Genomic DNA, 14,953 nt, shown 5'->3' on the forward strand with positions numbered 1-14,953 from the left:
TTAATTTTCAGAGTGCAAATATATGAGATTATTTTGACACCTCAAAATATTTATATTATATCCGATAATGCTCGCTACTATCACAATAAAGAACTTCAAAACTGGGTAGAAGATAATAGAATCAAGCAAATTTTCTTGCCTCCATACTCTCCAAACCTCAATTTAATAGAGCGCTTGTGGAAATTCTTACGAAAAAAAGTAATCAATACGGGTTTCTATCGGAACAAGACAGAATTCCGAGATACTATAAGGAATTTCTTTGATAATATACATACTTATAAAAAGGAGTTAGAGTCACTTCTAACTCTCAATTTCCGTTTGATAAATTCGCAAACCATTTCTTTTTGACTATAATAGCTTATCAACCCAAAGGCAGATGTCTGACGAGGTTTGCCTTTGTTGACATTTAGAATCTTAGAAAGAACTATCTACAATCGTTTTTTGACGGCAACTTATGGCTTAACAAACGGCGTCAGAAGACTGACATGCTTTCAAGCGTGCGACTGATAGATGCCACTTTAAACATCATCAAGGGAGGGCAAGGGTAAAGGAGAGAATTTAGATGTGCTGAAAAAATCTCCATCTTCACTTCGTATAATCGCACGCTGCGTTCGTTCAGGTAGTATTTTTTCACTACAAACTTTGTGTCGCTAAAACCCTACGGTTGGCATACTTCTGAAGATGAGCGCATAGGCGTCTAACAAGAAAAGTTTTTTCATTGCTAATAATATACTATTTTTCTACTTTGGTGTTCGATATATTTGCCATCCCTGTAGGTTTGTTTTAGGGTCCAGTTACCTTGAGTGTCGTACTTGTAGCGGTAGGTAGTTACGGAGGTTGCTGTGGTATTGTCTTCTTCTTTATAGATTCTTTCTATGCGACTAATATCGCCTTGTGGGGTGTATTGGTAACGAGACTTTACAGGTTGGTCTTTAGGGAACTTGGTGTTGTATTCGGTTTCTTCAACTACTTGATTTTTATCGTTGTATTGATATTCTATTATAAGATGACCATATTTTATTTCCTTGATTAATTGTCCTTTATCATTATAGTGATATATTTCTTCTTCTTTTAGTTTTCCTTCTTTTAGTTGGTTTTTATCGTAGTTAGCAATGCTTTTGATCTGCCTATCGGGGGTGTAGCCTATTTCTAAGCTTAAGGTATTCTTCTCGCCAAAAGAACGCAAGCGCTGCAGGTTACCTTTGTCGTCATAATCAATTTTTAGGGAGAAGATCACCTCTTCACCATTATTAAAGAAGACTTCGGTGCAGTATTGTTTACCGTTCTTGGTTTGGTAATTAAAATAAACGATTTCGCCCTCTTGATAGGCAATATGGCTTATTTGTCCGTCATCATTGCGGGTGATGATACGATTTTCAGACAAGAAAAACACATCTAAGCTGCCTTGCAGGGGTGTATCTAAGAAATCTTTAACGTAAGTTTCGTGGTATTCCATCTGGTCTTGGCCTGTTAGGGAATCTTTCGAATAAGAGGGAGGATCCCAGATACATATAGGGAACTGATAGATGAAGGTTTCTTTAGTAAAGAACACATCATTGAAGTGATCTTGGCGGAAGGTAAGACGCCCTAAGGTATCGTACTCTGAGATGATAGGCAAGGTATCATTTTTGTATTGCTGATAAGTGATGAGTTGTTTTACTCTGCCGCGAAGATGCTCTTTTTCCCAATCGGAGAAAGGATTGGAAGGTTCTGGTCTTTGAGAGCAGCTTATCATCAAGCAAGACAGGAAAAGTGCTATTTGTATTTTGGATATGTATTTCATAGAGTGTTTTGCTATGTGCGGCAAAGGTAAGCATTTATTTTGAGAGAAGCCCCTCTTTGCTGTTTTTTATTAGGTCAAACGCATCAAAATTTAAATTAATTATCTGATTATCATAATTATTCTTATATTTGCTAAAAAATAGGAATAAATTTATGAGTGCAGAAATTTGGAATGCTATTGCAGTTGTAAAAGACCCACGAGTTCAAGGAAGAATTGATTATCCTTTAGGGTTGATATTATTGGTAAGCTTATATGCAACTATATCAGGATGTGATGATTGGGAGCAAATTGAAGATTATGCTAATATCCATAGCGAAGACTTAAGAAATCTATATACTAAACTTTCTGGGAAAGAATTGAAGGTTAGCAGAATGCCTACTCACGATACCTTTAATCCCCCGCTGGCGCGTTTCTTGCAGGTCGTGCCTATTATAGAAAGAGCTTTTAGCTCTCTCTCATAACCAGATCCAAGTATTCGCTAGCTTCGCTTTTCACTTTTCTCTTTTCGTTTTTCGCTTGTTCCCCCTTCGGGGGCTAGGGGGATTATTCATTCTTCACTTTTCACTATTCACTCTTCACTTTTCGCTATTCACTCTCTTAGAGAGTTCGTGTGAGAGAAATTGATTTTCTAAGGGCAATCGCAAATATTCTTTTTTGGAAAAGAAAATTTTCCTTTACTTTTTTTATAGAATGTCCATTCTATATCCTTTTTTTTAATTTTTTGTTTTACTTGATAGGTATCAAATATTTGATTTGAATGAGTATATACATTGCGAACTATAATTTTTCTATTATTACAACTAAAATCATCTGTCGTATAATATGTTTCATTATTTGTAATAAATATAGGAAAATATATATCTAATTTATATATCTCATATTTTGCATCTGGTTGTTTTTTTCTATAATACTTGATAATATTATTATCATCTCCTTTACTTGGTGATTTTAGACCTTGATTAAAGAGACAAGTATAAAAAGAGTAATCATCTATGATTACTTTATAAAAACCTTCTAATCTCTCATTGGGATTTTTACATAGAGCGTAGTAATATGTTCCATGTTTGAAGTGTAAAACATTTTCTTGTTCATTAGGATATTCTTTATGGATATAAGTTATATCATGCTCTTTTATCTGTATTGTATCTTGTTGTGAATATACGATAGTCGTAAAAAAGAGTGAAAATAACAATACTTTTTTCATAATTACAGTCAAACAAATTTAGATTGCGAATAAATAAAAGATTTATTATCTTTGCACTGTTTATGGAACTAACACTGTCACCAACAGAAATATTAGAAATAGATGTTATTTACTTCAATTATTTTGAAAGGGCAGGTTCAACTACCAACTTATAAATTGAATAATAAAATTAGTAGTTCTGGTGTATAAATTAATAATACTACAAAAGCTAAACATATAAGAATACTTTTCAACAAATATTTTTTCTCTTTTGTAATGCTTGATAAATATATTGATAAAGATAGAAATGTTATCAATGTAATTATGCAAGGAACAATTACAGCAAAAATAAGCAAAAAGGGGATTGTAGTTTCATTCTCAGTATTACATTCTATATAATACGTTTCAGCTATTGATATTACACAAACTATTAATGTAAATATATTCATAAACATAAATGTCTTCTTAGGGATTTTTGTGTCGAATGTTATCGCATACCCTGCAAGGCAACTTATCAGTACAGTATATTGTAAAACAATCATATTCTATTCAATTTTATATGAATACTCATCTATTTCAAAATTCTCCCCCTCTGGCGCGTTTCTTGCAGCTCGTACCTACTATAAAAGGAGCTTTTAGCTCTCCCACATACCCCCCAACTCCAAGTATCGGCTAGCTTCACTTTTCACTCTTCACTTTTCGCTATTCACCCCCCATTGGCGCGTTTCTTGCAGCTCGTGCCTACTATAAAAAGAGCTTTTAGCTCTCCCATACTCTCCGAACCTCAATTTAATAGAGCGCTTGTGGAAATTCTTACGAAAAAAAGTAATCAATACGGGTTTCTATCGGAACAAGACAAAATTCCGAGATGCTATAAGGAATTTCTTTGATAATATACATACTTATAAAAAGGAGTTAGAGTCACTTCTAACTCTCAATTTCCGTTTGATAAATTCGCAAACCATTTCTTTTTGACTATAAATTCTAAACCCCAAGAATATATACCTCGTAATTTGCGACAGCAATATCCATCTTCCCACTTTAAAGAAGCTAGATATTCTTCGCAATCTAAGTCTGTTTTAAAGCGTTCAGTAACTCTAAGAGGCTTTGTCCCTTAAATAATTCCATAATACATTCATTTTCAGAGTGCAAATATATGAAAAATACTTTGACACCTCAATTATATTTTTTCTCCCATAAAGCCAGCGAGTGCTCACAGCTGGGTATGTGAAACACGGATTTTCACCGAGAGAATGATGCAACAACTAAGCGTAACGCTGTAATTTCCACGAACAAAACGCAATAAACTCACGTCTCTACACATGCGCTAGCTAAGATAACTCCTTGATTAGCGTAGTCTTCTATAGAGATGTGAGTTTATTGTATCTTAATCGGTTAGTCGTTAGTCACTAGGCATTGGTCACTAGGCATTGGTCACTAGTCATTGGTCATTAGTCACTATTCTGGTGTATTCTTCAGAATTTCCAAAAGATATTTCCAGAATTTCTGTACAGACTTGATACTTACTCTTTCGTTAGGAGAGTGCGCACCAAGTATGGTAGGACCGAAGCTAATCATGTCAATATGAGGGAAGTGTTCGCCCAAAAGGCCACATTCCAATCCTGCATGGATAGCCGCTACATTCGGTTCTTCTTGGAACAAACGTACATAGATTTTCTTCAAGACTTGTAGAATAGGGGAGTGTGGGTTAGGCTCCCAACCTGGGTAAGCTCCAGTAAACTCAACCTTGTAGCCCGCCAATTCGAAGGCTGCCGCAAGGCTATGTGCCAAGTCCTGCTTGCTGCTCTCCACAGAAGAACGGGTCATACAGAGTACAGCTATTTTACCTGCTTCTACCTTGATGTTAGCGATGTTGTTGCTGGCCTCTACCAAGCCCTCTACGCTACGGCTCATAGCATACACCCCACAAGGAGCAGCGGCTACAGCTCTAAGGAAAGCCACTTGTGCGCTGGCTTCCATCACTTTTTCAGGAGTTTTGGTTTCTTTGAAGGAGATAGAGAGCTGTGTCTCTACAGGTTGTAGTTCATTGAAGATATGTTCGGCGTTTTCTTTGAATTCTTTTTCAAAAGCCGCTTGGTTTTTCTTAGGCACCACTACGATGGCTTCACTCTCACGAGGAATAGCATTGCGCAAGCCGCCACCGTGCAACTGTGCCAAGCGTAGCCCATGTTTTTCATATTGATGGAAGAGGACACGATTCATAATCTTATTGGCATTGCCACGACCTAAGTGGATTTCCATACCACTGTGTCCACCCAAAAGTCCTGTTACCACTATGTGATAAGCCACAACATCGGAAGGGGTAGCTTCCTCTTTGTAGTCTGCATAAGCGGAAACATCTATCCCACCTGCACAACCGATTTCTATCTCGGTGTCTAGCTCAGTATCAAGGTTTAGGAGGATTTCTCCTTTGAGGGCATCATTGCTAAGCTTCTGAGCACCTGTCATACCTGTTTCCTCATCAGTGGTGAAGAGCGCCTCAAGAGCAGGGTGCGCGATGGTTTTGCTCTCCAAGATAGCCATAATGGCAGCCACGCCCATACCATTGTCTGCCCCTAGGGTAGTACCTTTGGCACGTACCCAGTCGCCGTCTATATAAGTTTCTATGCCTTGATTGTCAAAGTCAAAGACCGTGTCATTGTTCTTTTGGCATACCATATCCAAGTGAGATTGGAGAATGATAGGCTTTTTCTGTTCTAATCCAGCCGTAGCAGGTTTTCGAATAATCACGTTTCCATAGGCATCGGAAGTGGTCTCAAGACCCAATTTCTTACCGAAATCCACCATGAAGGCAGTGATTTTTTGTTCTTTTTTGGAGGGACGAGGCACTGCGTTGATGTCCGCAAAGCGATTCCATACCTCTTTTGGTTCTAATTCTCTAATGGTTGTACTCATTATAAAACAGATTAAAAATTAATACTTAACAAGTCTCTTGAGGCTTGTCTTGAATAAAAAGGCACGCAAAGTTACGAATTTTTATTCAATTATCATAGAGCTGTAGCGCGTTTTTTATCTCACTTTTGACCCGCTCGGCCAAGTGCTCAGGGGCAACCACCTTCACATGCGCCCCATAGGAGAGAATCTCCTTGACAAAGTCGGGAGTAATCTTGATCTGTAGCGAGAGAACAATCTCCTCAGGGGTATCTTTGATAAATACCTGAGAGCGATGCAAAGGCATGGCTCTAAGGTATTCGGCAGGATTCGGTGTAAAAAACGAATCCTTTTCGTTTCTCCTGAAGGATAGGATAACTTTCTCGGCTTTTAGTTGTCCGTCTCCTACCCACGAACTGAAACTATCATCAAAGAAGGTTTGTGCTTGCTTTGCCTTTTCCCTATCATGCGCTCCACGTCCTTTTTCTTCGAGCTCTTCCATACAGTCAAGAGCAAAAATCCGCCATTGTTCCTTTTGGATATCCATTCCTAACAGATACCACCTGCGCTGGGACTCTTTAAGCAGATAGGGGTCTATAGTACGAGTTAATACCTCCTTAGGGGGATAACGCTTTTGGTAACGGAACTCAATTCGTTTCTGTTGTATAATGGCTTTGATCAGGAAACTAAGATGTTGAGTGCCTGATGATTGACGAGGGTCAAACACTACATACCGATAACTGTCTTCATGTTCTTGAAAAGCTTGAAATACATCAAAGGCTTCCAGCAAATCCTCTACAGAAGCATCTCCTTCTTCTACAATTCTATAGACACTATCGGATTTGAAGCGTTTGAAACATTTGATTTTTATCTTATAGATACACTCAATATCCTTGATATCTCGTTGCAATGTACGTGGTTCGAAGGAGTCTTTGAATCTATCTTTGTATCTACTATTTATTTCTTCATAAGACAAAGCACCATAAATCCGTAATTGTTGGATAATAAACTGGTGTCTAAGGAAAATAACTACAGTAGTCATTTTTTTTCACAAAAATACGATTTTTTTTCAAAACGACAAGTAATGTTCATTTGGGGGATTACCTTTGCCCCGAAATCTAAAGGAACAAGGGAAGCCGAAAACTTTTCAGAGTAGGCACTCACTAAAAAAACATACAACGATGAAATTAAAAGATGAAGGATTAAGATTCACTACAGCCTCAATACCTTACATTCCTGTAATGAAACCTAACATCTCTTTTGCAGGTAAAAAAGTAGCAACCTCTTACAAGGAATACGACATTGCAATAGATGAGAATGGTAATGTTTGTTTGGGTAAATTTAACAATTATACAGAGCTCTCACCTGAACCTATCTTTACTCTCATTGAAGAATATCGTAAAATGATAGAAGAGATGAAAAAAGAAGGTTTTCTTGTAGAAGGAACAGATTTTTTAAAGCTCTCTGAAGAGATTCCCCGTTTTTATCAATTTAAGCGTCTGATAACTACTTATGATGATAAGGGGCTTGTAACAAGCTATGAAGTAGAGAATATTCTTTTTAGTTTTAAGTACCATGAGAACAGCCAACTCTCACAATGGACAGCTACCATCTCAGGTCAAGTCCCTTGTACGCGCCAGTTCCTATACAGTGAGAATGCACAGCTTAAAAGAATAGTTGACACACTGGCTTCAGATAGTACGCAAGAATGGTTATATGATGAAAAAGGGAATATGATAGCTTATAAAGAAAAAGGGACAATAGTTGATAGATTTGAATATACCTATAATTCAAAAGGAAAACTAAGAGAAATAAAGTGGTATAAAGACAATAAACTTCGAGATGGGATATCTTTTCTGTATGATGAAAAAGACAATAAGATACAGTCTAATTATCCTTGTCGTGATATATTTAACCCAGAAGATGAGGGTGATAATTGGTGTATTTCTGAGTTGTTTATCAATTTTTATAAAGACGAGGTCATTTATAAGCAAGAAATCCAGTATTATCGAGATGGATCAAAGGATGTTCTTTTTTTTAATGAACAAGGTCGGGTAGTTCAAAAAGATATTTTTGATTACAAACATTATCAAGGTTTTGTGCGAGTAGGGACCATATACTACAAATATTTTGAGGACAAAATAGAACGTACCAGAATAGATGATAATGGGGAGAAAGAAATCGTTATTTGCAAAGATATTGAATACTCAGAAGAGCCAGATTCCTTAGGGAGTCAATATTTTAGAAGGATGGGTTCTTATGACATATATGATGAGAATATATTTTTTAGTTTTATATCTGAACGATATAGATGGGAAGAACGGAAATTTGTACGTACTTACTTCAGTAATGGAGAGTGGGAAACCCTTTTTTATAAAGGAGGAAAACCCAGCTATATAGTCAGGAAAGAATACAGGGTATTAGAAGACTGATGTATTCTAAATACGATAGACTATAAAAATACAGCAAAAGGGCGTTAGTATAAAAATAATTTCGTATCTTTATCAGTCGCCCCCCTCTTGCCTTTGGTCGGGCTTCGAGCTAAGCAAAATGGGATGCCCGCATATTTATTTTAAAAATATTATCAAATGGAAGGAAGTTATTTAGCAATAAAAAAATTATCTAATAGATTAGACTTTAAGAGAGACGAGGTCAATGTGATTTCTACAGGTTTTAGAGAACTTGACGCTCTAATTTTAGGATGGGAAAGAGGAAAATTTGTGGTTATTGGAGCACGTCCTGCTATGGGAAAGACTGCTTTTGCATTGTCTATGTTACATCATATAGCTGTAGAAAGGAATATACCCGTAGCTTTATTTTCTTTAGAAATGAGTTCTTTACAATTACTAACACGCTTTGTTTCTCAGCAAACATCTTTAACAATAGATAAACTGCGTACAGACATATTAGATGATCAAGAAAGAAAAATATTCAATACTTATATAGACAAACTTGAGGATGCTCCTATATATGTAGATGACACTCAACATATCTCTGTAGATAATATCTGTAAAAAAGCAGAAAAACTCTTTATTGAGCACGATATTAGATTAATTGTTATTGATTATTTGCAATTAATAGAAAACAAAAAACAAACAGAGGTTGTTATTTCTCAGCAATTAAAAGAACTCGCCCGAAAATTAAATATTCCTATTGTTGCTTTAGCTCAGGTTTCACGCAGATTGGAATATCCTACAAAACATAAACGTCCTCAGCTTTGTGATTTTAAAGATATTAGCATTGAAGAAAATGCCGATGTTATTTTGTTTCTCTACCGACCTGAATACTATAATATCTCTGAATGGGATGAGCAGGGGCATCTACCTACTGCAGGAATGGCAGAATTTGTTTTATCAAAGCACTATAACCAAAATACTTTGAGGAGTATTTATTTACGATGGGAAGCAGGAAAATTCTCAGACTTGGAAAAGAATTATAGTCAAACAAAAATGGTTTGCGAAAAATTAGTGTGAGCAGCTGTAGGGTCAAAATCCACGAAAGCGGGAGTATGTGAGGCAATTCTCCCTTGAAAAAGAGTAGGTGAAGAATAATCTCTCATTCTATTCATTTGTATTCTAAATACGATTGACTGTAAAAATAAAAAATACAGCAAAAGGGCGTTAGTATAAAAATAATTTCGTATCTTTGTCAGCAAATTAATAAAATTTATACGAAAAACTGACAGTACAGAAATAGATAACATATAATAACGTTTCGCTTTTATTTTCTAGCTCGAAATACGACCAATATTAAAAAGTGTAGGAAAGTAAAGTGGAAGCGCTTGCGTATTGCGGGCGTTCCTTTTGCTTTACACTTGCCTTTGGTCGGGCTTCGAGCTAAGCAAAACGGGATGCCCGCAACCTTTTATCTAAAGAAACAAATAGGGGAAGCCGAAAACCTTTTAGAGTAGGCATATACTAAAAAACTGTAATTATGAGTTTAATGGTCACTATGGGAAAAGAGCTTATTCGTATCTGTCCCACTAATGCAAAAAAAATTGAACGTTCAAACAACAATGGAGGCACTTGGTACCCTCGTTACACAGTAACCTCCTTTACTTTTCAGGACTTATTAGTTTCTGGAAATGAACTTTTAGCTCAAACTGACAAAGGTTTGTACTATTCTAATAACAATGGTACCTCTTGGTACAAACGAAGTTAAAACAACTGAGGAGGTTACTCCTGAAGTAACCTCCTCTTCTTTGATAAGAAATAGTCAAAAAATAACTAAAAACAAAAATTATATGTTAACTAAAAAAGATGCTTCTCTTTATATAGAAAAGATACCGGCCAACAAATTCTTTGCAGGTAAAACCGTTGAGATAAGTTACAAGGAATACCAAGCCATAAAGACAGAAGATAACACGGTTAAAGTAGGAAAATTCTTGAGTGTAGATGAGATTCATTCGCCTTTCTGTTTTGGGGAAACGATAGATTATATGGTACATGTGATTCGTTGTAGCCCTCGTTCTCCATCTCTTCCAAAAGAAATATCTAATATGTCTTATCATAAATTCCTGAACTTCAGTTTTTTTAGACGAGTGGAAAATTATGACAAGCGAGGTCTTATGACATCACTTGTTTTAGATACCTATTCTTTCAAAAAGGTTCTTTTCACCTTTGAATATGATGCAGAAGAAAGATTGGTGCAGTGGAGCTGTTCTATGTTTGATAAGATAGTGCATAGCCGAAAGTTTGTTTATTATGAGGATGGTTCTCTTCAACGCAGAGTAAGAGATCTCTGTGGTGATACTGAAGAATGGGAATATGATAAAAATGGGAAACCTTTGCAATATATCCGAAATTGGGAAGGAAATATTAAAACAATAGACGGCGACTCTTATGATGAAGAGAAATCAGAACCCTATATTTGGGGAACAGTCTCTTACAAATCTTCTGAAGGGAAAATAGAACGCACTACCATCAGTGAAGATGGTGAAAAAAGTGTGATTATTTATAAAGATATTGAGTACCAAAAAGAACCTGATGACTTTTTAGGATCTGATAAATATGATGAAAATGTCTTTTCTTGTACACTGTATGATAAGAAAGGTAATGAAATACAGAAATATGTTCGTACTTATTTTGAAAATGGTTCGTGGGAGACAGTTTATTATCGAAATGGAATACCTAAGCACATCATTAGAAAAGAATGTAATATTTTAAAAGATTTAAATTATATGTACACAGAGAAATTCAAGCAAGTAGTACAATACTGCAAACAAAACAACCTATTTGTAGGGTATGGAAACCCTAATGGGAAAGTATTGGTAATAGGTAAAGAAGCGGCACATGTGGCTAAGGAAGACCTTGCAGACCATTTGGAGAAGAAAAAAGAGGAACTTCTCCAGAGCAATGTAGCACAATGGGAGCATATCCTCTCCACAGGGGAAGTGCCTAACTATGATGGGGAGCGCCCTATCTCCGATGAAAATCCATTGTATGCCTATGGCAATCAGTTTAATAAAAAGGATATAAGGAAAGAAGGAAAACCTTATAATGGAGGTACCAGTGATACCTATACAAAGTATGAAAAGCTCTACGAACAGCTCTTTTTACAAGGAGAAAAGCTCAAAAAAATCAATTTCCAAAAGGAGTTTTTCATCACCGAACTTAGCGATTATCCTACCAAAGAAAGTTATAATGACAAGGAGATAGAAGCCCTCAGACAACAGTCTATAGAAGAGCGTAAGCCTCTCTTTGCATTGCCTTTCTTTAAGGACTTTCCTATTGTGATTGTAGCAGCTGGAGATTATCCAATAAAATACAAATTCGATATGCAACAAACCTTTGATGTCCAATGGGAAGGAAAAACAATACAAGTAGGTAAATATTGGTATAATTTACATTTTAGCAAAGATAACAAGCGTATTCTTATCCATACCCGCCAACTAAGCAATAGTTTTAGTGGTGAGCTTATTGCCGCTATTGCTAGCGAAGCTAAGAAATTCTTATAAGAAAGTGCTTGCTTCTCCCCTAAAAATTCCCCTAACTCCTCTACCAAGTTAGGGGAATTTTCATTATCTTTGCCCCATGCTCAAATAAGCGAGACACTGTCTCACCTATTCAAAAATATACAAAAACTATAACAATAATAAAAATTTATTAACTCAATTATAAGAACAATGATAAGATATATAATATTGACTTTCTTCTTCAGCTGTACGGCTTTGGCACAAGAGTTGATGGTTACAGGTGAGTTCAAGCAGGAGTATCGCACGATTAACCTCTATGGCAATATCCGAAGGGCACTCTTTGTATTAGAGAAAGGTAATGTATATTTTCTTGAGAATAGCGCCTATTTTCTTAAGCTCAGCCCCTTGGATGCTAAGAGGTTGGGGACTTCTCATATCTTGTTGATTCCTCTCTTTGGGGACAAAATTACCTACAAGTACGATATCCCTATTTCTTTTGAGATACTCCCAATTCCTAATGCGCCTGATGTCTATTATACGAAGAAGGCTTTCTATACAGATAGGGGAGGAAATAAAGTAGAGATCTCTTATCCTGAAGAACTGCCCTTATCCCCTATGGAGAAAATCAAAAAAGGAATCCCTATCTACTATGAAGAGATTAACAATAATGATGACTTTCGGGATATACCCCAATGGATAGAGGCTTTGTCTAGCAAACAAAAAGTAACTACTATAGGAACAATAGTTTGGGACGGAGTGGATAAGGATGGGAAAAAGGTCGGAGGTTACGACGAATTTAAGGCACAAGAGCTAATGAGTGAGTTAGCCCAAGAAAAGTTAAGCTCACTAAGCTATTTTCTAAGCAATATAGTACCTTTACCAGAAAACCCTACCCAAGAAGCTTGGCGGAAATGGTGGCAACAGTTCCAAAACTACTCCTTTCCCTTGGTCAAAAACCTACCTGCTCATATAGAATCTTTTCAGAAATCTATTGACAGCTATAGGCTCTATGCTTTGGACAAAGAGACTCAGAAAGTATATAGCCTTGACGAAAGACCTCAGTATTATTCAGGACAAGAACTCTTGGTGTTTGATGTTCAAAATGACAAAGTAGAACGAGGACGTATCTATTCGAAAGAGCAGCCTGATGCTACTGGTTTTGAGACTTTTTATGCACAAAGAGATACACTATATACGCTTAATAGTCATTTTGTCTGGGCAAAATATGTTCCTAAAAGGGTAAATGATTCTCTCTTCTACCAGCAGATAGCCTCTGCTGATGTCGTCCCTGAGCCTAACAAATCCTATCGTAAGGCTTCTTATCGTGATATTAAGTATCATATTGTACAGACCTACACCACTGCTAAGTGTATGTATTCCCTTGTGCAAAAAATAGATACAAAGGAGTTTCAAGTGATGACGCTCGATACTAAAACAGGTAAGATAGAGGGGAAGATACCGCTCAACCCTTTACTGGGGCATCCTAAGCAGTTAGAGCACCGCACACAACATATTGCCATAGGAGCGACAGATGACTTTGTATTTCAGTTGAAAACAGAAAAGGGAGTCTACTTCCTAAAGTGCAATGCTACCAAGCTACTTGAAAAGACCCTTTTAGGAAAGCAATTTGAGTGGGGAACTACTTATCTAAGCTGGGGAAAAAAGCAGTATTATGGAGATATGGATGCTAATGATACTTTTGACTTCTACTCTATTGCCTCTCCTTCCCAAAAGCATAGTGTATCTTCGTCAGATGATATCTATGACACCCGAATTATGGAGCAGGACAAAGAGTCTGTTGTGGCTTTTTATGAGTATTATGATCGCTTTTTCAGCGGGCTAAAGATGCAACGCCTTGACAAAGATACACAGGCCCTAAAGGGGGAAAGTATCTTGTTATACCAGTATTTCCCTGTAGAGGAGATGTCAAGTGAAAATACGCCAAGTTGCCTAAAAGCCTTTAAGATCAACGGACAATGGCATGTCTTTTTTACTAAAGAAAACGAATATTTTTGGGTGAAGGTCAAATAATGTAAGTTGTTTCTAAATTTCATGAGTATAAAGAATTTTTTAGGGTCAATAATTAAAAAACAAATAGCTATAGACGTCAGCAACTCAGGGCTGCTCATCAATAACGAACTTCTGTTAGAGTTTTCTGTGTCTCGCCTTACAGAAGCCTTGGGCAAACCTCGGATAACTCCTATAACGGATGAGGATTCCCCTTATAGCGCTATGTACCTATGGGACAGCTTGGGGCTTTATGCTTTTGAGAAAAAGGACGGAACCTTAGCCACGCTTGCCTGTAGGGTACTGGAGGATAAGGATTGGCAGTGTAGGGTAACCTTTGATTACTTTGCCCTACGCCCTAAGGGACTCTTTACGGGGAACTTTACCATAGCAGGAAAATCTCCTTTGTTCTATATCTCCAAAGAGCAAAGTATGGATTCATTTGGGATGGATATAGCGTTAGATAGTTGGAGTGTGAGCTGTCTCTATACCGAAAAGCTAAGTAATGACCTTGAAGATCTTTCTAAGAAAGCAATAGTAAAGCGTGTCGCACAAGAGGCGATGCCTTTTCGTGATTATGAGGTGAGTTATATCCCTAATGAAGTTGATTCAAGCAAGCAGAAAGATCCCAACAAGTGGGCTTTCCCCTTGACAGAAGAAAAATGTGTGCAGTTTAAGAACTTTAATTTTAAATTAGCAGTTGTACAGGAACTGATGTATGTCCAAGAGGTGCTAAAACCCAAGTTTGACGTATATGATTTCTGTGAAAACTATACCGAGCGTGACATAGACCCAGAGGACTATTACTTTGAAGTCATTCCTGAGGTAAAGAAATGGTTTATGGATTTGCCCATTCCCGCTTCCTTGGCGGCTTTGGTTACAGAACTCTATTTTGATGGGGGCAATGAAATATATGCACAGTTGATACCTTTTTGGGACGGAGAGGACGATGTGTTTGACATCGAATCACTTACCGAGGAGGATATCTCTCAGGTACCTAATCTAAAAACCATTGACGGCACGGCTATCCTTATGTCTGAGCAGGTGAAAAATTTATGTAAAGAAAAAGGCATATCATTCATCGATGAGTCAATGAGCTAATTAGTTCGTTATTCGCTATTCACTATTCGTTATTCGCTATTCACTATTCGTTATTCGCTATTCACTATTCACT

At 36.9% G+C, this 14,953-nt stretch carries 12 protein-coding genes and 1 pseudogene; 8 read left to right on the top strand and 5 right to left on the bottom strand.

Annotated features, from left to right (window positions below):
- Positions 1-348, top strand: a 348-nt coding sequence (locus tag HMPREF1154_RS11975) for a transposase (protein ID WP_034567490.1), incomplete at its 5' end; no start/stop codon positions are given.
- Positions 349-721: 373 nt separating this feature from the next.
- Here HMPREF1154_RS11975 and HMPREF1154_RS11980 read toward each other — a convergent pair.
- On the bottom strand, positions 722-1,783 hold the full coding sequence (locus HMPREF1154_RS11980; protein ID WP_009642877.1) for a hypothetical protein: 1,062 nt from the start codon (positions 1,781-1,783) through the stop codon (positions 722-724).
- Between the two features lie 152 nt (positions 1,784-1,935).
- On the opposite strand from HMPREF1154_RS11980, the gene HMPREF1154_RS11985 reads away from it, so the two are divergent.
- Complete coding sequence (locus HMPREF1154_RS11985) at positions 1,936-2,244, top strand: transposase family protein (RefSeq protein WP_034567491.1); 309 nt, start codon at positions 1,936-1,938, stop codon at positions 2,242-2,244.
- A gap of 167 nt (positions 2,245-2,411) precedes the next feature.
- On the opposite strand, the gene HMPREF1154_RS11990 is transcribed toward HMPREF1154_RS11985, so the two are convergent.
- From HMPREF1154_RS11990 to HMPREF1154_RS12005, 4 genes and pseudogenes are all read right to left on the bottom strand, one after another.
- Positions 2,412-2,987 carry a hypothetical protein gene (locus HMPREF1154_RS11990; RefSeq protein WP_009642890.1) on the bottom strand — a complete coding sequence of 192 codons (576 nt, stop codon included), beginning with the start codon at positions 2,985-2,987 and terminating at the stop codon, positions 2,412-2,414.
- A gap of 991 nt (positions 2,988-3,978) precedes the next feature.
- Positions 3,979-4,094, bottom strand: a pseudogene (locus HMPREF1154_RS13445) (IS1595 family transposase); the annotation flags it as partial.
- A gap of 330 nt (positions 4,095-4,424) precedes the next feature.
- Complete coding sequence (locus HMPREF1154_RS12000; RefSeq protein ID WP_009642894.1) at positions 4,425-5,882, bottom strand: aminoacyl-histidine dipeptidase; 1,458 nt, start codon at positions 5,880-5,882, stop codon at positions 4,425-4,427.
- A gap of 85 nt (positions 5,883-5,967) precedes the next feature.
- A complete protein-coding gene (locus HMPREF1154_RS12005; protein ID WP_009642878.1) occupies positions 5,968-6,900 on the bottom strand; it encodes a helix-turn-helix transcriptional regulator in 933 nt (310 codons plus the stop codon).
- Positions 6,901-7,039: 139 nt separating this feature from the next.
- On the opposite strand from HMPREF1154_RS12005, the gene HMPREF1154_RS12010 reads away from it, so the two are divergent.
- The 6 genes from HMPREF1154_RS12010 to HMPREF1154_RS12030 all read left to right on the top strand — a co-directional run bounded on the left by HMPREF1154_RS12010 (position 7,040) and on the right by HMPREF1154_RS12030 (position 14,880).
- Positions 7,040-8,290, top strand: a complete 1,251-nt coding sequence (locus tag HMPREF1154_RS12010; protein ID WP_009642874.1) for a hypothetical protein — start codon at positions 7,040-7,042, stop codon at positions 8,288-8,290.
- Positions 8,291-8,446: 156 nt separating this feature from the next.
- Entirely contained in the window at positions 8,447-9,331 is an 885-nt protein-coding gene (locus tag HMPREF1154_RS12015) for a replicative DNA helicase (protein WP_009642891.1), read from the top strand.
- 460 nt (positions 9,332-9,791) lie between these two features.
- The gene (locus HMPREF1154_RS13260; protein WP_157231287.1) at positions 9,792-10,019 is read left to right on the top strand and encodes a hypothetical protein; all 228 of its coding nucleotides are present in this window, start codon (positions 9,792-9,794) and stop codon (positions 10,017-10,019) included.
- 82 nt (positions 10,020-10,101) lie between these two features.
- On the top strand, positions 10,102-11,814 hold the full coding sequence (locus HMPREF1154_RS13805) for a hypothetical protein (RefSeq protein WP_009642886.1): 1,713 nt from the start codon (positions 10,102-10,104) through the stop codon (positions 11,812-11,814).
- A gap of 168 nt (positions 11,815-11,982) precedes the next feature.
- Positions 11,983-13,803, top strand: coding sequence for a hypothetical protein (locus HMPREF1154_RS12025; RefSeq protein WP_034567493.1), 1,821 nt, complete (start codon positions 11,983-11,985; stop codon positions 13,801-13,803).
- Positions 13,804-13,824: 21 nt separating this feature from the next.
- Positions 13,825-14,880 carry a DUF6892 domain-containing protein gene (locus HMPREF1154_RS12030; RefSeq protein WP_009642880.1) on the top strand — a complete coding sequence of 352 codons (1,056 nt, stop codon included), beginning with the start codon at positions 13,825-13,827 and terminating at the stop codon, positions 14,878-14,880.
- Positions 14,881-14,953 lie beyond the last annotated feature (73 nt).

The organism is Capnocytophaga sp. CM59 (assembly GCF_000293175.1).
Lineage (GTDB): Bacteria > Bacteroidota > Bacteroidia > Flavobacteriales > Flavobacteriaceae > Capnocytophaga > Capnocytophaga granulosa.